The 21,624-nt window shown below is 40.0% G+C and carries 20 protein-coding genes; 7 read left to right on the forward strand and 13 right to left on the reverse strand.

Annotation, left to right across the window (positions count from 1 at the left end):
* Nucleotides 1–37 precede the first annotated feature (37 nt).
* From NFR27_RS05920 to NFR27_RS05975, 12 genes are all read right to left on the reverse strand, one after another.
* The gene (locus NFR27_RS05920; protein WP_251442656.1) at nt 38–400 is read right to left on the reverse strand and encodes a helix-turn-helix domain-containing protein; all 363 of its coding nucleotides are present in this window, start codon (nt 398–400) and stop codon (nt 38–40) included.
* A gap of 126 nt (nt 401–526) precedes the next feature.
* Nucleotides 527–1,798 (reverse strand): phosphoribosylamine--glycine ligase, encoded by a 1,272-nt coding sequence (purD, locus tag NFR27_RS05925; RefSeq protein WP_251442659.1) that lies wholly within the window; start codon nt 1,796–1,798, stop codon nt 527–529.
* Between the two features lie 18 nt (nt 1,799–1,816).
* A complete protein-coding gene (gene purH / locus NFR27_RS05930; protein ID WP_251442662.1) occupies nt 1,817–3,346 on the reverse strand; it encodes a bifunctional phosphoribosylaminoimidazolecarboxamide formyltransferase/IMP cyclohydrolase in 1,530 nt (509 codons plus the stop codon).
* Nucleotides 3,347–3,405: 59 nt separating this feature from the next.
* Nucleotides 3,406–4,023 (reverse strand): phosphoribosylglycinamide formyltransferase, encoded by a 618-nt coding sequence (purN, locus tag NFR27_RS05935; protein ID WP_251442665.1) that lies wholly within the window; start codon nt 4,021–4,023, stop codon nt 3,406–3,408.
* Nucleotides 4,007–5,071 carry a phosphoribosylformylglycinamidine cyclo-ligase gene (purM, locus tag NFR27_RS05940; RefSeq protein WP_251442668.1) on the reverse strand — a complete coding sequence of 355 codons (1,065 nt, stop codon included), beginning with the start codon at nt 5,069–5,071 and terminating at the stop codon, nt 4,007–4,009. The genes purN and purM overlap by 17 nt, the downstream gene beginning before the upstream one ends.
* Nucleotides 5,058–6,482: an amidophosphoribosyltransferase gene (purF, locus tag NFR27_RS05945; RefSeq protein ID WP_251442671.1), complete on the reverse strand. Its 1,425-nt coding sequence runs from the start codon at nt 6,480–6,482 to the stop codon at nt 5,058–5,060. Before purF ends, purM begins: the two co-directional genes overlap by 14 nt.
* A gap of 12 nt (nt 6,483–6,494) precedes the next feature.
* A complete protein-coding gene (gene purC / locus NFR27_RS05950) occupies nt 6,495–7,199 on the reverse strand; it encodes a phosphoribosylaminoimidazolesuccinocarboxamide synthase (RefSeq protein ID WP_251442674.1) in 705 nt (234 codons plus the stop codon).
* A gap of 63 nt (nt 7,200–7,262) precedes the next feature.
* Nucleotides 7,263–7,754, reverse strand: a complete 492-nt coding sequence (gene purE, locus NFR27_RS05955; RefSeq protein WP_251442677.1) for a 5-(carboxyamino)imidazole ribonucleotide mutase — start codon at nt 7,752–7,754, stop codon at nt 7,263–7,265.
* 187 nt (nt 7,755–7,941) lie between these two features.
* Nucleotides 7,942–8,436, reverse strand: a complete 495-nt coding sequence (locus tag NFR27_RS05960) for a hypothetical protein (RefSeq protein WP_251454716.1) — start codon at nt 8,434–8,436, stop codon at nt 7,942–7,944.
* 74 nt (nt 8,437–8,510) lie between these two features.
* Nucleotides 8,511–9,005: a type III secretion system chaperone family protein gene (locus tag NFR27_RS05965; RefSeq protein ID WP_251442684.1), complete on the reverse strand. Its 495-nt coding sequence runs from the start codon at nt 9,003–9,005 to the stop codon at nt 8,511–8,513.
* Nucleotides 9,006–9,104: 99 nt separating this feature from the next.
* Nucleotides 9,105–9,680: a xanthine phosphoribosyltransferase gene (locus NFR27_RS05970; RefSeq protein ID WP_251442687.1), complete on the reverse strand. Its 576-nt coding sequence runs from the start codon at nt 9,678–9,680 to the stop codon at nt 9,105–9,107.
* A gap of 83 nt (nt 9,681–9,763) precedes the next feature.
* Nucleotides 9,764–10,645, reverse strand: coding sequence for a LysR family transcriptional regulator (locus NFR27_RS05975; protein WP_251442689.1), 882 nt, complete (start codon nt 10,643–10,645; stop codon nt 9,764–9,766).
* Nucleotides 10,646–10,909: 264 nt separating this feature from the next.
* Here NFR27_RS05975 and NFR27_RS05980 point away from each other — a divergent pair, with 264 nt between their 5' ends.
* Both NFR27_RS05980 and NFR27_RS05985 read left to right on the forward strand, forming a co-directional pair.
* Nucleotides 10,910–14,650, forward strand: coding sequence for a phosphoribosylformylglycinamidine synthase (locus NFR27_RS05980; protein WP_251442692.1), 3,741 nt, complete (start codon nt 10,910–10,912; stop codon nt 14,648–14,650).
* Nucleotides 14,651–14,884: 234 nt separating this feature from the next.
* The gene (locus NFR27_RS05985) at nt 14,885–16,123 is read left to right on the forward strand and encodes an FprA family A-type flavoprotein (protein ID WP_251442695.1); all 1,239 of its coding nucleotides are present in this window, start codon (nt 14,885–14,887) and stop codon (nt 16,121–16,123) included.
* Between the two features lie 197 nt (nt 16,124–16,320).
* On the opposite strand, the gene NFR27_RS05990 is transcribed toward NFR27_RS05985, so the two are convergent.
* Entirely contained in the window at nt 16,321–16,656 is a 336-nt protein-coding gene (locus NFR27_RS05990; protein WP_251442706.1) for a zinc ribbon domain-containing protein YjdM, read from the reverse strand.
* A 244-nt stretch (nt 16,657–16,900) separates the two neighbouring features.
* Between NFR27_RS05990 and rbsK the strand changes: the two genes are divergently transcribed.
* From rbsK to rbsB, 5 genes are all read left to right on the forward strand, one after another.
* Entirely contained in the window at nt 16,901–17,791 is an 891-nt protein-coding gene (rbsK, locus tag NFR27_RS05995; protein WP_251442709.1) for a ribokinase, read from the forward strand.
* Nucleotide 17,792: 1 nt separating this feature from the next.
* Nucleotides 17,793–18,206: a D-ribose pyranase gene (gene rbsD / locus NFR27_RS06000; protein WP_251442725.1), complete on the forward strand. Its 414-nt coding sequence runs from the start codon at nt 17,793–17,795 to the stop codon at nt 18,204–18,206.
* A 70-nt stretch (nt 18,207–18,276) separates the two neighbouring features.
* Nucleotides 18,277–19,758 (forward strand): sugar ABC transporter ATP-binding protein, encoded by a 1,482-nt coding sequence (locus NFR27_RS06005; RefSeq protein WP_251442728.1) that lies wholly within the window; start codon nt 18,277–18,279, stop codon nt 19,756–19,758.
* Nucleotides 19,758–20,693, forward strand: coding sequence for an ABC transporter permease subunit (locus NFR27_RS06010; RefSeq protein WP_251442731.1), 936 nt, complete (start codon nt 19,758–19,760; stop codon nt 20,691–20,693). Before NFR27_RS06005 ends, NFR27_RS06010 begins: the two co-directional genes overlap by 1 nt.
* Before the next feature lie 9 nt (nt 20,694–20,702).
* Nucleotides 20,703–21,608 carry a ribose ABC transporter substrate-binding protein RbsB gene (gene rbsB, locus NFR27_RS06015; protein WP_251442734.1) on the forward strand — a complete coding sequence of 302 codons (906 nt, stop codon included), beginning with the start codon at nt 20,703–20,705 and terminating at the stop codon, nt 21,606–21,608.
* The last annotated feature ends 16 nt before the right edge of the window (nt 21,609–21,624 follow it).

The raw sequence follows: 21,624 nt of genomic DNA on the forward strand, positions 1-21,624 counted from the left end.
TATACCTATCCTTTACTGTTCTGTTATTTACGGTTCCTTACTTCTTTTGTTTTTCGACTACGGGCTCGTATTTTTCAAAAAACATGGCCAACTGTTTACGCAATTGCTGTCGTTGTGAAGGCTTCAAGGCATAGTGTTTACCATTAAAGGCCACTTCCTTGTTCTTGATAACAGCCCATAAGTCGTAGACTGGAGGCAAACTAGGTTTAACCTCAGCCAATTCATCTAAGGACACACCATAATATACGGCTAATTGCTTTAACGTTTCTAAATCAGGCTCACGATAGCCAGTCTCATAATTAGACAACGCAGCATTACTAATACCCACGCTACTAGCTACTTCTAACTGACTTTTGCCAGTCCTCATACGAACTCGTTTAAGATTTTTATATAACGCCATACTATCACGCCCCGCTTCATTGGCCTATCATATACTACTCAAAATAGACAAATTCTATCTCTATTATACACCTATTTTTCAAAAAGCGTAAATATTTTGATTTAATACTTCACAAATCGCTGAATTTTAAACTAAATGAGCAAATGCTTTCTGTCCAATGTCTTTTCGATACTGACAGCCGTCAAAGCGAACAAGTTCGACACGACGATACGCGACATCAAGGGCTTCTCGTAAATCTGCCCCTAAGCCTACAATACCTAAAACACGGCCCCCAGCCGTTTCAAAATGAGTATCTACATACTTCGTACCTGAATGGAATACTAAAGTATTATCAGTAAAGCTTAAATCACCTGCAATGACATCACCAGAATGAGAGGTTTCAGGATACCCTTTAGAAGCAAGGATAACACAAGCAGCACTACCTTCCTGCCACTTAACCATATCAGCGGTCAAACAACCCTTAGCACAAGCCAACATAATCTCCCCTAAATCGCCTGCTAATAAAGGCAATACAACCTGCGTTTCAGGATCTCCAAAACGAGCGTTAAATTCGACTACTTTAGGTCCTGCTTCGGTAATCATTAAGCCTGCATATAAGCAGCCTACATACGGCATACCTTCTGCTTTCATCGCCCCTACCATAGGCACTAAAATTTTATCATACGCTTCTTTTAGAAGTGCTTCTGTCATAACTGGTGCCGGCGCATAGGTCCCCATACCACCGGTATTAGGGCCTTGATCACCATCAAAAATACGCTTATGGTCCTGAGAAGAAATCATAGGAACTACCGTTGTACCATCTACAAACGCCAATAAAGAGGCTTCTTCGCCAGCCATAAACTCTTCAATTACCACTGTATGACCAGCATCGCCAAAACGATTCGCAGACAGCATATCCTCTACAGCGGCCTTAGCTTCCTCTATAGTCATAGCGACAACCACACCTTTACCAGCCGCCAAACCATCAGCTTTAATCACAATAGGCGCCCCTGTTTCATCAATAAAAGCATTCGCTGCTTCTACATCAGAAAACACACCATAAGCCGCCGTAGGAATATGGTATTTTTTCATCAAATCTTTGGCAAATACTTTAGAACCTTCCAACTGAGCAGCAGCTTTAGATGGGCCAAATACAGCTATCCCCGCTGCTCGCACTGCATCAGCTAAGCCAGCCACTAATGGTGCTTCTGGGCCAATCACCACTAACTCAATATGTTCTTTTTGCAAAAACGCCACCACATCATCAAAATTTTGCCAATCTAAAGCCACACAAGTAGCAATATCAGCCATAGCTTTGCTACCAGGCAAGGCATATACTGTATCCACCGATGCACTTTGCGCCAATTTCCAAGCTAAAGTATGTTCACGACCACCCGATCCAATTACGCAAACTTTCATATATCCTCCTTGGGTCAATTAGTGTTTAAAATGACGTACATGCGTGAATACCATCGCAATACCTGCTTCATCAGCTTTAGCAATGGATTCTTCATCACGAATAGAACCGCCTGGTTGAATAATGGCTGTAATGCCATGTTCTGCCGCTGTCGCTACAGTGTCGCCAAATGGGAAGAATGCATCCGATGCTAACACAGCACCCTTAGCCTTATCACCAGCTTCTTCAAGCGCAATTTTAGCCGCCCCTACACGATTCATCTGACCAGCGCCAACACCTAATGTCTGATTATCTTTAGCAATCAAAATGGCATTAGATTTCACATGTTTAACTAATTTCCACGCAAAGCGTAAAGCGTCCCATTCAGCCTCAGTTGGCTGCACTTTCGTTACCACCGTGTAGGAAGTTTCATCTTCTTGCAAATCATCTTCAGTTTGCACTAATAAGCCACCCGATACTTTTTTAACCACAACTTGATCTGCCGCTGGTTTTTCTAATTCAATAAGACGTATATTTTTCTTAGCTGTTAAAATAGTCAATGCTTTGGCAGAGAATTTAGGTGCCATAATAACTTCTAAAAATAATTTACTCATTTCATTCGCAGTTGCTTCATCCACTTCACGATTAAGCGCTACAATCCCACCAAAAGCGGACACCGCATCAGCTTCATAGGCTTTTACATATGCGTCCGTTAACGTCGCCCCGGTAGCAGCACCACATGGATTTGTATGTTTAATGATACAAGCCGCTGGCTCTGTAAATTCCCATACCATATTCCAAGCGGCTTCCATATCCACAATGTTATTGTATGATAATTCTTTGCCGTGAAGCTGTTTCATAGCCCCCATACCAGTAGCTGCCCCAATTTCTTTATAAAATGCAGCTTTTTGATGTGGATTTTCACCGTAACGAAGGTCCGTTACTTTTTCATAAGCTTGTAAATATTCCGGTGGGAATGGTGTCTGTTCCAATTGTTCACTAAAATAATTAGCAATGGCTGTATCATACGCCGCTGTATGAGCAAAGGCCTCCTTCGCTAAGGCAAAGCGGAAGTCACGCCCTAAATCGCCATCAGCTTGTAAGCGAGCAATCACTTCATCATATCGTTCTGGATTAACTACAATGCCTACATATGCGTTATTTTTAGCGGCCGAACGAACCATAGTTGGACCACCAATGTCAATATTTTCAATCGCTTCGTCTAAGGCCACATTAGGTTTAGCAATAGTTTCACGGAATGGATACAAGTTAACCACTACTAAATCTAGAGGCTGAATACTATGATCTTCCATAGCCTTTACGTGCTCTGCATTATCACGAACTGCCAAAATACCGCCATGCACCATAGGATGTAAAGTCTTAACGCGACCATCCATCATTTCAGGGAATTTAGTTAATTCATCAACTTGATGAACTGTTACACCTGCTTCCGCTAATGTACGGAACGTTCCCCCTGTAGAATAAATCGTAACCCCTAATGAAGCCAATGATTTGGCAAATTCCACAATTCCTGTTTTATCGGATACACTAATAAGTGCATTTTTAATCATACAAATCCTCCTACAACTGACGCTGTTGCTTAAAAAGGCACAAAAGGACTGCCCAAAGGCTAGTCCTCTATGTGCACAATATGATTCTTAATCGTTAATTTGTCCTCACAAAAGAGGGCTAATGCTTTTTTATATGTTTTATGTTCTTCTGGCAATATGCGAGCTGCTAACGTATCCTCTGTATCCTCTGCATACACCGGCACTACAGTTTGCATAATAATAGGCCCTGAGTCCATGCCCGTATCTACAAAGTGAACCGTACAACCACTCACTTTAACCCCCGCAGCCACAGCCTGCCCTTGCGCATGAAGGCCCGGAAAAGACGGCAATAAGGCTGGATGAATATTTAATATCTTATATTCATACGGTTTAATAAACGTAGGGCCTAATAAACGCATATACCCCGCCAATACAATGGCGTCTGGTTTATAAAGTGCAATGGCAGCTAACATAGCCTCCTCAAAGGACTCTTTATTAGCATAATCTTTACGCTCAACCACTACAGCCGGAACACCCCACTCTGCAGCCCGTGCTAATACAGGAGCATCGTGATGGTCGCTTAACACAACCACCACTTGCGCCTTAATTTCACCTGCCTGAATCGCTTCATATAAAGCAGCTGCATTAGAACCACGCCCACTAGCAAAGATAGCAATTCGCTTAGTCAACGAATTCACGTCCTTCCATAATTACGCGTTCTTCTCCAGCAGCTTCAATGCGGCCAATTTCATAAACCGCTTCATTTACTTTAGCTAATTGTGCTTTTACAGCCCCCAAATCTTCTGGCGCTACTACTAAAATCATACCAATCCCCATATTAAAAGTACGGTACATTTCTTTAGTAGCCACCTGACCCCATTCTTGTAGTTTTTCAAAAACAGGTAATTTAGGCCATGCATCAGCATTTACGCGAGCTGTTGTACCTTCTGGCAAAATACGTGGAATATTGTCATAGAAACCACCACCAGTAACATGCACCATACCTTTTAACAGACCTTTGCGAGTTAGCGGTAATACTGCTTTTGGATATAAACGGGTAGGCGTTAATAATTCTTCACCTAAAGTTTTACCAAATTCTGGCACTTCATCAGTCAAGTTCATATTTTGTACGTCAAATACAATTTTACGCACTAATGAAAAACCGTTAGAATGAACGCCCGTAGATGGTAAACCTAATAAAATATCACCAGCTTTAATCGTATCACCAGTCAATAAACGAGGACGATCAACAATACCTACAGCAAAACCAGCTACATCATAATCGCCATCACCATAGAACCCAGCCATTTCAGCCGTTTCTCCACCTAGTAACGCACAACCTGATTCTTCACAAGCTTCTGCTACACCACGAACTATAGTTGCTACTTGTTCAGGCACTAATTTACCAACCGCAATATAGTCAAGGAAAAACAAAGGCGTTGCCCCTTGTACCAAAATATCATTTACACTCATGGCCACACAGTCCTGACCAATAGTATCATGTTTGTCCATCATAATGGCTAGACGCAATTTTGTACCTACCCCATCCGTACCGGATACAAGCATAGGCTCTTTCATATCAAAACCAGCTAAGGAGAACAAGCCGCCAAAGCCTCCAATATCACCGACTACACCAGATGTATACGTGCGTCTTACCGCTGCTTTCATTAAATCGACGGCTTTATTACCTGCATCAATATCAACACCAGCATCACGATATGTTACGCCACCTTTATTCGAGCACATATTTTCCTCCCTCGTCTTGGTCTTCAGGAACTGTTACGGCATAATCGCCATTAAAACATGCGAAGCAAAGTTCTGCTTCAGGTACACCGCTTACGGCACGACACAAGCCTTCACGGCTTAAATAATGAAGTTTATCCGCTTGGATATACTCTCTAATTTCATCGACTGTATGAGTTGCTGCAATTAACTCTTTGCGCACCGAAGTATCAATCCCATAATGGCACGGATATTCAATAGCTGGCGAGCTTACACACATATAAATTTCTTTAGCACCCGCCTCTTTAAGCATACGCACAATAATGCCACTCGTAGTACCGCGCACAATCGAATCATCGATTAAAACAATTCGTTTGCCCCGCACCACATCAGATACAGCATTAAGTTTCATGCGCACTGCCAATTCGCGTTGTGCTTGATCTGGTTTAATAAATGTACGACCCATGTAGCGGTTCTTAATTAAACCTTCTCCAAATGGAATACCAGATTCTCGCGCGTAACCCAAGGCAGCTGTTGTACCAGAGTCAGGAATAGACATAACTAAGTCAGCATCATATTTTGTTTCTCGTGCTAATTCGCGGCCCATATTTAACCGTGCCTGATAGACACTTTGACCGTCAATTTCACTATCAGAACGAGCAAAATAAATATATTCAAATACACAAAGGGCTTTATTGATTTTCGCTTCTGACTCTACAAATAAACGGCTTCGCACACCACTGTCATCAATAATAACCATTTCACCTGGATCAATATGGCGAACAAATTCAGCCTTAATAGCATCAAGTGCGCATGTTTCAGACGACAAAACATAGCCATGTTCTGTTTTACCTAAACAAAGTGGACGGAAACCATTAGCATCACGAACCCCAATCAATTTATCATTCGTGCTAATAACCAATGAAAAAGCGCCTTCAATACGACGTACAGCTTCCACAATTCGCTCTTCCGTATTTTCTGCTTTGGAGCGCGCAATCAAGTTAACAATAACTTCAGAGTCCATAGAGGTCTGAAAAATTGAGCCACTATCTTCTAACTCATGACGCAAATCTAACGCATTTGTCAAATTCCCATTATGGGCAACAGCCATATCGCCCCCTTGGTAATGAATTACCAAAGGCTGAATATTTTTAGGATTATTAGAGCCTGTCGTGGAATAACGCACATGACCTGATGTAATAAAACCACCTGGCACATCAGGTAACTGCTTTATCGCCTCTGTAATAAGGCCCATTCCTTTGGTTACTTCAATATTATTACCATCGCTAATAGCAATACCGGCGCTTTCTTGGCCGCGATGCTGTAAAGCAAATAACCCCCAATAAGTAAAATTTCCTACATTTAAATGGCGATCATAAATACCAAATACGCCACACTCTTCATGCCACTTGTCAAATACAGAGTCGTAATGCATGTTTATCTCCTATTACGCACGTTCGCCAGTTAGGCGGAATAACATTTCTTTGTAGGCATCTTCTACATTGCCAAGGTCACGACGGAAACGGTCTTTGTCAAGTTTTTCATTTGTTTCGCTGTCCCAGAAACGGCAAGTATCTGGAGAAATTTCATCACCTAATAATACTTCCCCATTGTGAAGACCAAACTCTAATTTGAAGTCAACTAAAGTTACTTTCTTTTCAGCTAAGAATTTTTTAAGAACTTCGTTAACTTGCATTGCATATTTACGAACAAGAGCTACCTGTTCTTCTGTAGCCCAGCCTAACGCTAAAATCTGATCTTCGTTGATGAATGGATCTCCTAAATCATCATTTTTGTAGCAGAATTCTAGGATAGGACGTTTGCAAGGAGTGCCTTCTTCAATACCTAAGCGTTTAGACAAAGAACCAGCAATAATATTACGCACAATAACTTCTAGTGGTAAAATTTCTAATTTTTTAACTAATTGATCACGATCATTAAGACGTTTAATAAAATGATTTGGCACACCTTCTTTAGCCAATAATTCAAAAAAGAAGGAGGAAATTTTATTATTTAAAACCCCTTTATCATGGATTGTCCCTTTTTTCTCACCATTAAAAGCAGTAGCGTCATCTTTATAATGAACTAAATATTCGTTTGCATTTTCTGTTTCAAATACTTGTTTCGCTTTACCTTCATATAACATATTCATAGTGTGGCCTCCTATTCGTATACACCCTATTTAAACAATTGCACATAAATTATTGATTCAATTTTATTTGTTTAATTCAGCTTGTAATTTTTCATTCTTTGCAATAACAGTTTTTGCCATATCATCACGATAAGCTTGATATTGTGCTTTTAAAGTAGCATCATGAGCCGCCCCAATTTGCACAGCAAACAAAGCCGCATTCTTGGCCCCATCAACAGCCATAGTTGCTACCGGCATCCCAGATGGCATTTGCACAATAGCTAACAATGCATCAATCCCTTTTAACGCTGTTGCATTCAAAGGTACTCCAATAACAGGCAATACAGTAAAACTAGCAATAACCCCTGGTAAATGAGCCGCAGCCCCAGCACCAGCAACGAAAGCAATCGCGCCTTCAGCCTCTAAACGGGTTACAAATTTTTTCACTTCTTCTGGCGTACGATGGGCCGACGCAATAACCATCTCATAGTCAATGCCAAACTCCTTCAATACGTCTGCGGCTTTTTTCATAACTCCTAAGTCAGAGTCACTACCCATTACGATGCCAACTTTCATGTGAGTCCCTCCTAAATTAACTGACAAAATTGCCTTATATAACGATAATAATTACTACCTAAATTCTAACAAACAGCAACTTATTAGTCAATATAATATTCGAATATTCATTTATTTATTTTTATTAATGTTCGCTATATTCCGAACATTAATAAAAAGGCTCCCCAAATACATAGGGAGCCTTTTGTTACGATTCATGATGCTCATGAGCATGCGCAAGAAAGGGATCTGGCAATTGCGAAATCCCCATAGCTTCTTTAAGCGCTGGTACAGCACTTGGCATATATTGCACGATTTGATTCATCAATACATACAACAATTGTGGTTCAAATGCAGAATTCGAACACATATATACACAGTCTAAATATAAGCTATTATCGTCATGCTCTACATAATATTTGAAGTTTTTATAAATACTGTTTTCACGATTAATAAAGTCCACAATGGCTTGATAGTTTTCCGATGTCACTACATTGCCACCTACCACTACACGAACAACGCTATAAATCGTAGCATCGAGCAACACAAAGATAGGCATATCGCCAATCTCGGTTTGAATATAAGAGCGATATACAACCGTACTTTCTTCGTCTTGAATCTCACGCTTATCAAAGCAAGTTATGTTTTCCTCAACTAAGAACGTTTCAAAAACACCGCTTTTTTCATTCTTAGGTTTTGCCATGCTACACCTCTTCTGCCGTAGGGACACCTATTAAGTAATAGTAAATAACATTACATACTATACGCAGCTAATGATTAGTTTACTTTTTCTTTCTTTTCTTTTTTACCTTTTTCTTTAGTTGCTGGTTCTTCAGCCCCTAATACTTTGCCAAGAATGCTTGGATAGTATTCTTTAATATGTGGCTCTAATACTTCTAATAAAAGACCAACTAATAAATTTGGATCGAATGTTTCTTTAGAAGCTGGCAAGCTAATATCCATGTATACTACATTATCTTCTTCACCTAAGTAGTATTTGAAAATTTTAAATTTACCATTTAATTCGTTAAGATATTCTACTACTTCAGCTTGCTTTTCTGCTGGCACGGCACCAGTAGTTACTACCAAACGAACTAAGTTGAATACAGTATCATCTAACACAACAAACAATGGCAACTGCTGAGCAGCTACATCAAAGTAACCACGATATACTACAGAATTAACATCATCTTGATGTTCTTCTTTTGTGAACCAGTTTGTTACTTCACGGTCTTTTAGAAATTGATCGAACTGTTCTGCTTTAGTGTTCATTGTCACATCTCCCTTTTACTTATAATTATAAATACATTAAATTATTAATCTCTCAAAATGTAAAATTACATTCAAAATATAAAATCACATTTCAATCTATTAGTCATCAATGAAAACGCAATGGTCATCTTCGAATTTTGCAATGCGCACGAGCGATTGTACATCGTAACCAGCGCGTTCTAAACGCTCACGACCAGGCTGGAAAGATTTTTCAATCACAATGGCAATACCTTCTACTGAATCGCCTGCGCTTTCCACTAATTTTACAAGCCCCATAGCCGCTTCACCACTTGCTAAGAAATCATCAATAATAAGGACTTTTTCGCCTTGTGGTAAGAACTTTTTAGAAATAGTTACATCATAGTTTTCTTCCTTAGTATAGGAATATACTACCGAATGATATACATCATCAGTCATAAGAATAGACTTTTTCTTGCGCGCAAACACAAGTGGCACATCCATTTCAATAGCCACTTGCAATGCTACTGCGATACCAGAAGCCTCAATGGTCACAATACGTTGAATGCCCTTATCTTTAAAACGCGCCGCAATTTCCTTACCAATAGCGACAAACAATTTAGGATCAATTTGATGATTTAAAAAGCTGTCCACTTTTAAGACGCGATTGTTTAAAACAATGCCTTCCTCCATAATGCGTTCTTTTAACAATTCCATACGAGAGTCTCCTTGTTGCGTTTCTGTTACTTACACTTACATATATTAATAAGTATTAATACTATACTGATTATATTACAATATCACTTCTTTAAGAGAAGGTCAATAAATTTCGCTGCGCCTTGAGATATAGGCAATAAACGAGACCGCACTAAAGCAATTTTACGTGGCGGCACTACAATATCTGTTTTTATCTCAACTACACGGCCTTCTTTTAACTTTTGTTTTACCAAAATATCTGGCACTAACGATATGCCCATGTTGATTTCAACTAAGTCCATAAGAACATCAAGACTACCTAACTCAAAAGAAGGTTTCTTACAAGCATTGCCTGTCAATTTATCAAAGAATTCACGACTAGCAGCACCTTGTGTTAACAACAATAAAGGCTCTTGCAATAAACGACTTAAGTCAATAGTGCCCATCCCTTTATAAAAAGGACCGCCTACAAACACATCTTGCATAGTCTGTAATTCGATAACTTCTAATTGTGGATTCGCTTCTAATCCGTCATAGGCATTAACAATCGCCATTTGCGCTTCTCGATTCTCTACCATCTGTACACAAAGTGGTGATGGACGATTAGTAATCTGTAAGCCTGTTCCTTGCTCTTGTTCTTGCCATTTTTTAAAATAAGGCAATAAGAAATGACGACATAATGTATCTGTAGCTGCTAATTTTACACTTTCTTGTTCATGTGTAAGACGATCTTGTAGCTGTGTCACCCCATTGTCCAAAATAGAAAATGCTTTAGCCACTGTATCGAAAAGTTCTTTCCCTTCTGGTGTAAACGAAACAGATTTAGTTGTACGTTCAAAAAGTACAATGTCTAATTCTTTTTCTAGCTGCTTAATACTTTGGCTAATAGCAGATTGAGAAACCCCTATCTCTTTAGCTGCTTTAGAAAAGGACAAATGCAAGCCTACCCCTAAAAAGGTACGATACAAATCTGTGGAAATGCTCATATAATCTCTTTAACTCCTTTACAACAACTACCACTCAATACCCCATAAATACTGCCAACACTTAGCAACCTATACCACTTATTTATTAATTAGTAAAACTAATTACAACAAAGAAATTATTAACCTCCTCTAATTAAGTTTTTCTTTACTAATAAGTCTAAACCGTATATACTAGAATTGTCAATATAGGTATATTATATCTATATTTCATAATCAACACAATAGCTAGTGTATTCATTGACAACTAACAAGAGGAGGCTTATTATGTCAATTCATCGCATTTTCGTCCGTAAACGTGAAAACTTTGCGCACGAAGCTACATCTATGTGTCACACCATTCGTACAGAACTGGGCATTCCCGTTAATTCTGTGACTATTTACGAACGCTATGACATTGAAGGGGTATCAGCTGACGACTTAGCCAATGCTAAGCAACTCATCTTCTCTGAGCCACCGGTGGATGAACTATTTGACACCCTCCCCAAAACAGAACAGACTCATATCATCGCCACAGAATACGTACCTGGCCAATATGATCAACGAGCTGATTCAGCTGAACAATGTTTAGCTATGCTAACGCTTAAATCAGGTGCTACGGTGCGCACAGCCCGTGTATTTGCCTTAGAAGGCGATTTAAGTGCTAAAGACATAACTCGTATAAAACAATATTATATCAATCCTGTAGACTCAAGAGAAGCCTCTCTTGAATTACCTACTTCATTACAACTGGATGTGCAGCCAGCCGAACCAGTGGCAAGCTTAGAAGGCTTCATCACGGCCAGCCCTGAAGAATTACAAAATTGGCGTAAAGAGTTAGGCCTTGCCATGAGTGCCGCAGACATCGAACTCATTCAAGATTATTTTGCAAATACGGAAAAACGCAATCCTACCATTACTGAAATTCGCGTATTAGACACCTATTGGTCTGATCATTGCCGTCATACGACCTTTATGACAGAGCTAACTGATATTACTATCGACAATTCACCAGAAACAGTGCCTATTCAAGCCGCCTTTGCTAATTATATGTCAGGCCGTCGCCATCTCTATGCGAGCCGCGAAAAAGCCCGTACATTAATGGATATGGCTACCTTGGCAGTTAAAGAGTTACGCGATCAAGGAGGCTTACAAGAAATTGATGAATCTGATGAAATCAATGCTTGTACTATCGTAGTACCTGTTGAGGTAAATGGCAAAACTGAAGAATGGCTATTACTCTTCAAAAATGAAACCCATAACCATCCTACAGAAATTGAACCTTATGGCGGTGCCGCTACCTGTTTAGGAGGCTGTATTCGCGATCCATTAAGTGGCCGTGCTTATGTATACCAAGCAATGCGTGTAACTGGCTCTGGTAATCCTCTAACGCCACTTAGTGAAACGTTGGAAGGAAAATTACCACAATCACAAATAACTACAGGGGCCGCTCGTGGCTATAGCTCCTATGGTAATCAAATCGGCCTAGCTACTGGTGAAGTTCGCGAATACTACCATCCTGGCTATGTAGCTAAACGCATGGAAATTGGTGCTGTAGTTGGCGCTGCCCCACGCAGCAATGTACGCCGTGAAACGCCTATGCCAGGCGATATTGTCGTACTATTAGGTGGTAAAACAGGCCGTGATGGCTGTGGTGGTGCTACAGGTTCTTCCAAAGAGCATGACCTATCTTCCCTCACTACTTGTGGCGCAGAAGTACAAAAAGGTAATCCTCTAACAGAACGCAAAATTCAACGTCTATTCCGTCGTCCAGAAGTAACTACACTCATCAAACGTTGTAATGACTTTGGTGCTGGTGGCGTATCGGTAGCTATTGGTGAGTTAACCGATGGCCTGCTTATCAATTTAGATAAAGTGCCTAAAAAATATGAAGGTCTCGATGGCACTGAACTGGCAATTTCTGAATCCCAAGAACGAATGGCTTGCGTTATTGCAGCCAATGATTGGGATGCTTTCCGCCAATATTGTGATGAAGAAAACTTAGAAGCTACTATCGTTGCCGATGTTACCGATTCCAACCGCTTAACCATGACTTGGCAAGGCGTTAATATCGTAGATATTTCCCGTGATTTCTTAAACACCAACGGTGCTAAACAAAGTCAAGCCGCCCATGTAGTAGCTCCTGTAGGCACCTTCTACGAAGAGCCTTCTGTTGAGGATATTAAAGAACATTGGCTTGCTACTATGAAAGACTTAGCCGTTACTTCACAGCAAGGTCTTGGCGAACGTTTCGACAGCACTATTGGCGCCGGCACAGTGCTCATGCCATTTAGTGGTTTATATCAGAAAACCCCAGTGCAAGGGATGGCGGCCAAATTGCCTGTATTACACGGCGAAACCACAACTGCCAGCCTTATGACCCATGGTTTTGATCCTTATATTTCAGAATGGAGCCCATTCCATGGCGCACAACAAGCAATTTTACTCTCCGTAGCTAAGATTGTAGCCCTTGGTGGCAAACGCAGCTCCATTTATTTAACCTTACAAGAGTATTTTGAACGCTTAAATCAAGATAAAAATACGTGGGGTAAACCTGTAGCTGCCTTACTTGGCGCCTATGATGCACAAAAACAACTCGGCATTGGTGCGATTGGTGGTAAAGATTCTATGTCCGGTACCTTTATGAACTTAACAGTGCCACCAACACTTGTTTCCTTCGCTGTAACTACTGCTAATGTGGATGATATTATTACGCCACATCTTAAAGAAGCAGGCCATGTCCTACTCCATGTCAATGCACCGCGCAAAGAGGATGCAACGCCTGATTGGGACATCTTTAAATCACAAGCCGACCGCATCACACAACAAGCTAAAGCCGGTCATGTGGCAGCCGCTTATGTCGTAGAGGCTGGTGGAATTGCTGCGGCTATTACCAAAATGGCCTTAGGCAGTCGTTTAGGTATTGAACTAATCGGTGATGTTGAACCTATGTTATTTGCCCCTTACAGTGGCTCTTGGATTATTGAAACGGATGAAGCAACTGCCAATGAATGGGCTAAACACACTCATGTAACACTACTAGGTACCATTACAGAAGAGCCTCAAATTACAATTGATAATTATGAAATTGACTTAGATGAATTAGAAGAAGCCTATGAAAGTACATTAGCACCTATCTTCCCTCTAACCGCCAAATCCGGCCAAGGGGAAGCCGTAGCCTATATTCATAATCAACACGCTAAACCACGACAAAGTCCAAGCATCGCCAAACCACGAATTGTTATTCCTGTATTCCCTGGCACAAACTGTGAATACGATTCAGCTCGTGCCTTTGAAAATGCTGGTGGGGTCGCTGATATTGTCATCATCCGCAATCGCACAGTGGCTGAGTTAGAAGAATCTATTCAAGTAATGAAACAAAAATTGGATGAAGCTCAAATCCTATTCTTCCCTGGTGGTTTCAGCGCTGGTGATGAACCTGATGGCTCAGGTAAATTCATGGCTACCTTATTCCGCAATCCATATTTAAGTGAGTCCTTACACAACTTATTACACAATCGTGATGGCTTAGCCCTTGGTATTTGTAATGGTTTCCAAGCACTCATAAAATTAGGTCTTCTACCATATGGTGATATTGCCCCTATGACAGAAGATAGTCCTACACTAACCTATAATACGATTGGTCGTCACTTATCGAGCATGGTTCGTACTAAAGTTATTTCTACTAAATCACCATGGATGAGTTTAACTAAAGCTGGAGAAATTTATACTGTACCAATTTCTCATGGTGAAGGTCGTTTCATTGCCTCCCCAGCCCAAGTGGTAGAATTCAACCGTAGTGGCCAAATTGCTACGCAATATGTAGATTTAGAAGGGATTGCGTCTTACGATGCTCGTTTTAACCCTAATCAGTCTGTAGCTGCTATTGAAGGTCTATTCAGTCCTGATGGTCGCGTTTTTGGTAAAATGGGGCACATTGAACGTACAGGCTATGGTATTGCGAAAAACATTCCTGGCAAACAAGGTATGCCAGTCTTTGCCTCTGGTGTTGCTTACTTCAAAGACTAATTAATCTAAAAACACTACGAACTTTCAAATACGATATATCACTAAAATATCTCAAAGATTGCACGTATTATTTCAAAAAATGCATACTTAAAGAAAAAAACGGCATGACAAATGTCGTTTTTTTCATATCTATAGGTTGCGTATCTATATGATTACTAGTATCATAATAATTGGTGAATAAGTTTAGAGACATAACCAGCTCTTGTTATTCTTAAGTTGAAAGGATGTAAGGTCATGCATTGCGCACAAAAATTAACAGATAATATTTATTGGATTGGTAGCAATGATTGGGATACAGAACGTTTTGAAAACCTCTTCCCAATTCCTATGGGTGTTAGTTATAATTCCTATTTTATTGATGATGAAAAAACTTGTATTGTAGACTCTGTTGACGATAGCATTCGCCAAGAGTTTTTTGATAATGTGGAGCATTTGCTCAATGGCCGTGAATTAGACTTTGTTGTGGTTAACCACATGGAGCCAGACCATTGCTCAACCTTAATCGAATTAATCGATCGTTACCCTAATGTAAAAATCGTTGGTAATCGCACCACTTTCCGCTTATTTGAACAATTTTATGGTCGCCCTTGCCCAGATAACTACTATGAAGTTAAAGAAGGCGATACGATTGAATTAGGTAAACATACCCTTCATTCATATACTATGCCTATGGTTCACTGGCCAGAAGTAACTTGTACCTTTGAAGCCACTAATGGGATTTTATTCTCTGCTGATGCCTTTGGTACCTTCGGTACTATCAATGGTAATATCTTTGCTGACCAGCTCGACTTTGAACGAGTTTATGAAGATGAAGCGCGCCGTTACTACACCAACATCGTTGGCAAATATGGCGTTCAAGTGCAGAATGCAATAAAAAAAGCCCTTCCGTTAGGCATTAAAATGATTGCGCCCCTACACGGCCCAATCTGGCGTACCCCTGAAAGCATTAAATATATGATTGAAAAATACATGCACTGGAGCACCTATTCTGCTGAAAAGAAAGGCGTAGTCATTGCCTTTGGTTCCATGTATGGTAATACAGCTGAAATGGCGCAACAATTAGCTAAATTATTGTCATTGCGTGGTATTACAGATATTAAAATCTATGACGTATCTAAAACTAATCCATCCTATATTATTGCGGATGCTTGGAAATATAGTCACCTCGTATGCATGGCGCCAACCTATAACTTAGCCTTGTATCTTACAATGGAAAACTTATTATATGAATTGAAAGCACTCAACTTCCACAATCATAAAGTATCCATCGTAGGCAATCACTCTTGGGCCTCTGCAGCGATGAAGCGAATGGTAGAATATTTCACTAATGAATTTAAAGATATGGAAATCGTAGGTACACCACTTGATATTCGCGGTGCCCTACATCCACAACAATTACCTTTATTTGAAAAATTAGCTGACGATATTGTAGCGTCCATTGAAGCTACAGAAATTCAAACCTTCAGCTTATAATCTGATTTACTTATAAAACTTTTGTTTACTATAAAATATACTGTGTATTTTATATAATACTGTATATAAAATATCCAAGACTATGCAAAAAAGCCTTACCAGTTATTATAAAAACTACTGGTAAGGCTTTTCTTACATATAAAACTATTATATTTTATATGTATTTTATTTTCATAAGATTATATTAAAGCACTATATTAAAGCTTTTTAACAAATTCAGATTTTAAAGCCATCGCTCCAAAACCATCAATCTTACAATCAATATTATGATCACCGTCTACAAGGCGTATATTCTTTACTCGCGTCCCCTGTTTTAGCACAGAAGCACCTTTTACTTTTAAATCTTTAATAATAGTCACGGAATCGCCATCTTGTAGCACATTGCCATTTGCATCACGCACAACAAAAGCGGTAGCATCCTCATCACTATCAGCTGCCGTCCATTCATGAGCACACATAGGGCACACATACATGTGACCATCTTCATACGTATATGCTTCACTACATTTTGGACAATTAGGTAACGTTGCCATTCAAATCCTCCTTTTAAAAACGATTATTTTAATATATATCCTTTATTTTACCAAAAATTCTACATATTTTAAAACGAAAAAACAGTTTTTATTCTATTTTAGCCTAATTTAACTCTATTTGTGTTTTGCCAGTAGGCAAGTACTAATAATTAGTATATACTAAATTAAGAATTAAACTATCTATTAAATTAAAGAAATCTGGTGTATACTAAAGAAATGCACATTAAACATTAGGGAGGTTTCCATGAATAATATCGTAGTTATCGGAAGCTGTAACATAGATATAACCGTTTTGGCCTCAAAACGTCCCGCTGCGGGCGAAACAATTTTAGGGACAGGCTTAAACATTTCACCAGGCGGCAAAGGAGCCAATCAAGCTGTAGCTGCAGCTAAACTCGGTGCGAATGTCACTATGGTTGGCTGTGTCGGCAATGATGCATACGGCCAAATGATTAAGGATAACTTACAGCGTTATAAGATTAATACCGACTATTTAATAACTCTAGATAATGAAAATAGCGGTACAGCTCATATTACATTAGCAGAAGGTGACAATAGTATTATTGTACTCTCCGGTGCCAATGCTCAGGTTTCCAAAAAAGTCGTCGACACTGCGTGGGACGCTATAAAAAAAGCTGATTTAGTAATGATTCAAAATGAAATCCCTTTACCTACAATCGGCTATATTACCGAAAAATGCGCTAAAAACGGGATTAAGGTACTTCTCAATCCAGCCCCAGCGGCTGATTTAGAAGCACAGTGGCTAACTGATGCCACTTACATTACACCAAATGAACACGAATTAGCTTCCCTTTATCCCGCGAACAATACAGAGGACGTAATCCTTGCAAATGAAGGAAAAATCATCGTTACCCTTGGCAGTGAAGGCGTTGCCTATGCCCAAGATGGTGAACTTCGTCGTATGCGAAGTTTCAAAGTAACACCAGTAGATACTACTGGTGCTGGCGATACCTTTAATGGTGCCTTTGCTACCGCTATTGTCAACAATAAAACGATTGAAGAAGCAGTTCATTATGGCAATGCTGCGGCCGCCCTCTCTATTCTTAAATTAGGTGCCCAAGAAGGCATGCCTACAGCTGATGAAGTAGCAGCCTTTATGGCTGAAAGGGGCTAATATGCAAAAAGGTGGTATTTTAAATAGTCACATTGCCAAAGTATTGGCTGATCTTGGTCATACCGATACCATTTGTATTGGTGATTGCGGTCTCCCTATTCCAGAGGGCGTTCAAAAAATCGACTTAGCCCTTGCCTTTGGTACACCTAGTTTTGAACAAGTTGTGCGACTATTAAAGGAGCATATGCAAGCAGAAGCTATTCATGTGGCAGAGCCAATTAAAACACAAAATCCTAAAAATTATGCAGTCCTTCAAGAATTATACCCTGAAGACCGCTATACTTGGAAACTAACCAGTCATGAAGACTTTAAAATAGCAACGAAACAATGTAAATGCATTATTCGCACTGGTGAAACTACACCTTATGCCAATGTAATTTTACAAGCCGATTGTATCTTTAACGAAGAAAAATAAGTATCCCTACAAACAATACGGCTAACCAAGATGTATTGTATGTAGAAAACCAATTCAGCAGGAGATTATAATGGAAATTAAAATGACCGGCATTGCCAAAGCGTTCGGTACTAACCAAGTGCTTAAAGACGTTAACATTACCTTAAAAGCCGGCGAAGTTCATGCCCTCATGGGTGAAAATGGGGCTGGTAAATCCACCCTGATGAACATACTCACAGGCCTTCATAAAGCCGATGCAGGGACAATCACAATAGATGGTGTAAATACTACCTATACGAGTCCTCGTGAAGCCGAAAAACATGGCATTGCCTTTATCCATCAAGAACTTAACATTTGGCCTAATTTAAGCTTATTAGAAAATCTATATTTAATGCAGCCTAAAACAAATGGTCTGGGCATGCTTAATAAACAAGCCATGCTCCAAGAAGCCAAAGCTAAATGCGAAGAAATGAAAATTGAATTGCCCCTTACCAAAGAAGCAGGCCTTTGTTCAGTAGGTCAACAGCAAATGGCTGAAATTTTACGAGTATTAATGCTGAATGCTAAGGTTGTTATCATGGACGAACCTTCAGCAGCCTTAACAGAGCGTGAAACAGCTACCCTCTTCCGTATGATGCGTCAATTAAAAGAACAGGGTGTTGCTATTGTCTACATTTCTCACCGCATGGAAGAAGTATTTAGTGAATGTGATGTAATTACCGTTATGCGTGATGGACACACCATTAGTACAAAGGCGGTTACCGATACGAATGTAGATGAAGTGGTTCGCGACATGGTAGGTCGCTCCATTGATGAATTCTATCCTGACCGCAGCACTATGCCAGAGGAAGTCATCCTTACCGTCAATGGCCTACAGCCTAAAGATTTTAGCCACACGATTTCCTTCGATTTACATAAAGGCGAAATTCTAGGTGTAGCTGGTCTCATGGGAGCTGGCCGTACAGAAATCATGCGGGCTATTTTTGGTATTGACTCCTACGATGGTGGCGAAATTATCTTGAATGGCAAACCCCTTCATTTTAAAAAGCCAGAAGATGCTATTAAAGCAGGGATTGCCTTTATTACAGAAGACCGCAAAGGGGAAGGTTTGATTTTAGATTTTTCCATTGGTTCAAATATTACCTTGCCAAATCTAAAACAAGTCTGCCCTACGCATGTATTAAACAAGAGTAAACTCTTTGAGTTTGCGGATACCTTATCAAAAAAATTAGGCGTTAAAACACAATCGGTTCATTTACCAGCCTCTTCCCTTTCTGGTGGGAATCAGCAAAAAGTCGTTATTGCCAAATGGATTGGCCTAGCACCATCGATTATCATCATGGATGAACCAACTCGTGGTATCGACATTGGGGCCAAACGCGACATTTATGACTTAATGAATGAATTAACTAGCCAAGGGGTCTCCATCATTATGGTGTCCTCAGAGCTACCAGAAGTATTAGGTATGAGCGATCGGGTCATGGTTATTCACGAAGGCGCTGTAGCGGGCATTTTAGACCGCACTAACGCTACCCCAGAATCTATCATGAACCTAGCTACAGGAGGACAATAATGAATCGAACTATGACAGACACTATTAAGAAATTAGGCCCCCTCATTGGCCTAATTGCCTTATTTATTATTATCGCTAGTCTTAATGACAGCTTTTTAGATTTTTCTAATTTACGTAACTTATTGCGTCAAGTCTCAATCAATGCCATTATCGCCTTTGGTATGACCTTTGTTATTCTAACAGCGGGCATTGATTTATCGGTAGGCTCCATCTTAGCCTTATCCAGTGCTATTATGGCTAACTTTATTGTAGGCGGTATGAATCCTGAAGTAGCCATTTTAGCGGCTGCTGGGGTCGGCATTATCTTAGGCGGTATTAACGGGATCGTCATTGCCTATGGAAAAGTAGCACCTTTTATTGCCACCTTAGCAACCATGACTATTTACCGTGGGGCTACCCTTGTTTTTACCGATGGTAATCCAATTAGTGGTCTTACAACAGACCCTATGTTCCACGCTTTTGGTCAAGGCGATATTGCAGGTTTACCAATTCCAGCTATCACGATGTTTCTTTCCTTCCTCATTCTATGGTTTGTTTTACAAAAGACTTCCTTAGGTCGACAAACCTATGCTGTAGGTGGTAGTGAAAAAGTTAGTTATATTGCAGGGATTAAAATTAATCGTGTAAAAATCTTTGCCTATGCCTTAACTGGTATGTTAAGTGCTATTGCGGGCGCTATTATTACCTCACGTCTTAATTCAGCGCAACCAACTGCTGGTATGGGCTATGAACTTGATGCTATCGCAGCCGTAGTACTTGGTGGCACAAGCCTAGCTGGTGGCCGTGGACACATCGTAGGCACATTAATTGGTGCCCTCATCATCGGTACTTTAAATAATGGCTTAAATATTCTCGACGTTTCCAGTTTCTATCAACAAATTGTAAAAGGTATTGTAATCTTACTTGCTGTCCTTGGGGACCGCAAAAAAGCGTAGGAGGTTAGAATGAAAAAATTATTAACAATCATCGTTGCTATGGTTCTCGTAATCGGCTTAATCGCTGGTTGTGGCTCTAGCTCTAATAGTGGCGGTGGCGACAAAAAACAAGGTACAATCGGTTTCTCTGTGTCTACCTTAAACAACCCATTCTTCGTTTCTTTAAAAGATGGCGTTGAAAAACAGGCTAAAGAATTAGGTCTTAAAGTTAAAATTGTAGACGCACAAAACGATCCAGCTAAACAGGCTAATGATGTAGCTGACTTATTAGAAAGTGGCGTATCCATTTTAATTGTTAATCCAGTAGACTCTGCCGCTATTGCTACTTCTGTAGAAGCTGCTAACGGTAAAAACATTCCTGTAATTACTGTTGACCGCTCTACTGATAAAGGTAAAGTTGTGGCTCATATTGCCTCTGATAATGTTAAAGGTGGCGAAATGGCTGCTCAGTTAATCGTTGATAAATTAGGTAATGGCGCTAAAGTAGCTGAAATCGAAGGTATTCCTGGTGCTTCTGCTACTCGTGAACGTGGCCAAGGCTTCCACAACGTAGCTGACAAATCTTTAGACGTAGTAGCTAAACAAAGTGCTGACTTTGACCGCACAAAAGGCTTAAACGTTTCTACAAATATTCTTCAAGCTAACCCTGATGTAAAAGCTATTTTCGCCCACAATGATGAAATGGCTCTAGGCGCTATTCAAGCGGCAAAATCAGCTGGTAAACAAATCTTCATCGTAGGCTTTGATGGCACGGAAGATGCTCAAAAAGCTGTAGAAGATGGTACTTTAGCAGCTACTGTAGCACAACAACCTGAATTAATGGGTAAAATTGCCGTTGACACTGCTTCTAAAGTTATCAAAGGTGAACAAGTAGACAGCAAAATTCCTGTAGAATTAAAAGTAATCACTAAATAGTAATTCCTTGAACAAT

This window comes from Veillonella intestinalis (assembly GCF_943192895.1).
Lineage (GTDB): Bacteria > Bacillota > Negativicutes > Veillonellales > Veillonellaceae > Veillonella_A > Veillonella_A intestinalis.

Excerpts from the sequence above, each read along its gene's own strand:
- NFR27_RS05920 (WP_251442656.1), bottom strand. The coding sequence starts at position 400 with ATGGCGTTATATAAAAATCTTAAACGAGTTCGTATGAGGACTGGCAAA.
- purD (WP_251442659.1), bottom strand. The coding sequence starts at position 1,798 with ATGAAAGTTTGCGTAATTGGATCGGGTGGTCGTGAACATACTTTAGCT.
- purH (WP_251442662.1), bottom strand. The coding sequence starts at position 3,346 with ATGATTAAAAATGCACTTATTAGTGTATCCGATAAAACAGGAATTGTG.
- purM (WP_251442668.1), bottom strand. The coding sequence starts at position 5,071 with ATGTGCTCGAATAAAGGTGGCGTAACATATCGTGATGCTGGTGTTGAT.
- purF (WP_251442671.1), bottom strand. The coding sequence starts at position 6,482 with ATGCATTACGACTCTGTATTTGACAAGTGGCATGAAGAGTGTGGCGTA.
- purC (WP_251442674.1), bottom strand. The coding sequence starts at position 7,199 with ATGAATATGTTATATGAAGGTAAAGCGAAACAAGTATTTGAAACAGAA.
- purE (WP_251442677.1), bottom strand. The coding sequence starts at position 7,754 with ATGAAAGTTGGCATCGTAATGGGTAGTGACTCTGACTTAGGAGTTATG.
- NFR27_RS05960 (WP_251454716.1), bottom strand. The coding sequence starts at position 8,436 with ATGGCAAAACCTAAGAATGAAAAAAGCGGTGTTTTTGAAACGTTCTTA.
- NFR27_RS05965 (WP_251442684.1), bottom strand. The coding sequence starts at position 9,005 with ATGAACACTAAAGCAGAACAGTTCGATCAATTTCTAAAAGACCGTGAA.
- NFR27_RS05970 (WP_251442687.1), bottom strand. The coding sequence starts at position 9,680 with ATGGAATTGTTAAAAGAACGCATTATGGAGGAAGGCATTGTTTTAAAC.
- NFR27_RS05975 (WP_251442689.1), bottom strand. The coding sequence starts at position 10,645 with ATGAGCATTTCCACAGATTTGTATCGTACCTTTTTAGGGGTAGGCTTG.
- NFR27_RS05980 (WP_251442692.1), top strand. The coding sequence starts at position 10,910 with ATGTCAATTCATCGCATTTTCGTCCGTAAACGTGAAAACTTTGCGCAC.
- NFR27_RS05985 (WP_251442695.1), top strand. The coding sequence starts at position 14,885 with ATGCATTGCGCACAAAAATTAACAGATAATATTTATTGGATTGGTAGC.
- NFR27_RS05990 (WP_251442706.1), bottom strand. The coding sequence starts at position 16,656 with ATGGCAACGTTACCTAATTGTCCAAAATGTAGTGAAGCATATACGTAT.
- rbsK (WP_251442709.1), top strand. The coding sequence starts at position 16,901 with ATGAATAATATCGTAGTTATCGGAAGCTGTAACATAGATATAACCGTT.
- rbsD (WP_251442725.1), top strand. The coding sequence starts at position 17,793 with ATGCAAAAAGGTGGTATTTTAAATAGTCACATTGCCAAAGTATTGGCT.
- NFR27_RS06005 (WP_251442728.1), top strand. The coding sequence starts at position 18,277 with ATGGAAATTAAAATGACCGGCATTGCCAAAGCGTTCGGTACTAACCAA.
- NFR27_RS06010 (WP_251442731.1), top strand. The coding sequence starts at position 19,758 with ATGAATCGAACTATGACAGACACTATTAAGAAATTAGGCCCCCTCATT.
- rbsB (WP_251442734.1), top strand. The coding sequence starts at position 20,703 with ATGAAAAAATTATTAACAATCATCGTTGCTATGGTTCTCGTAATCGGC.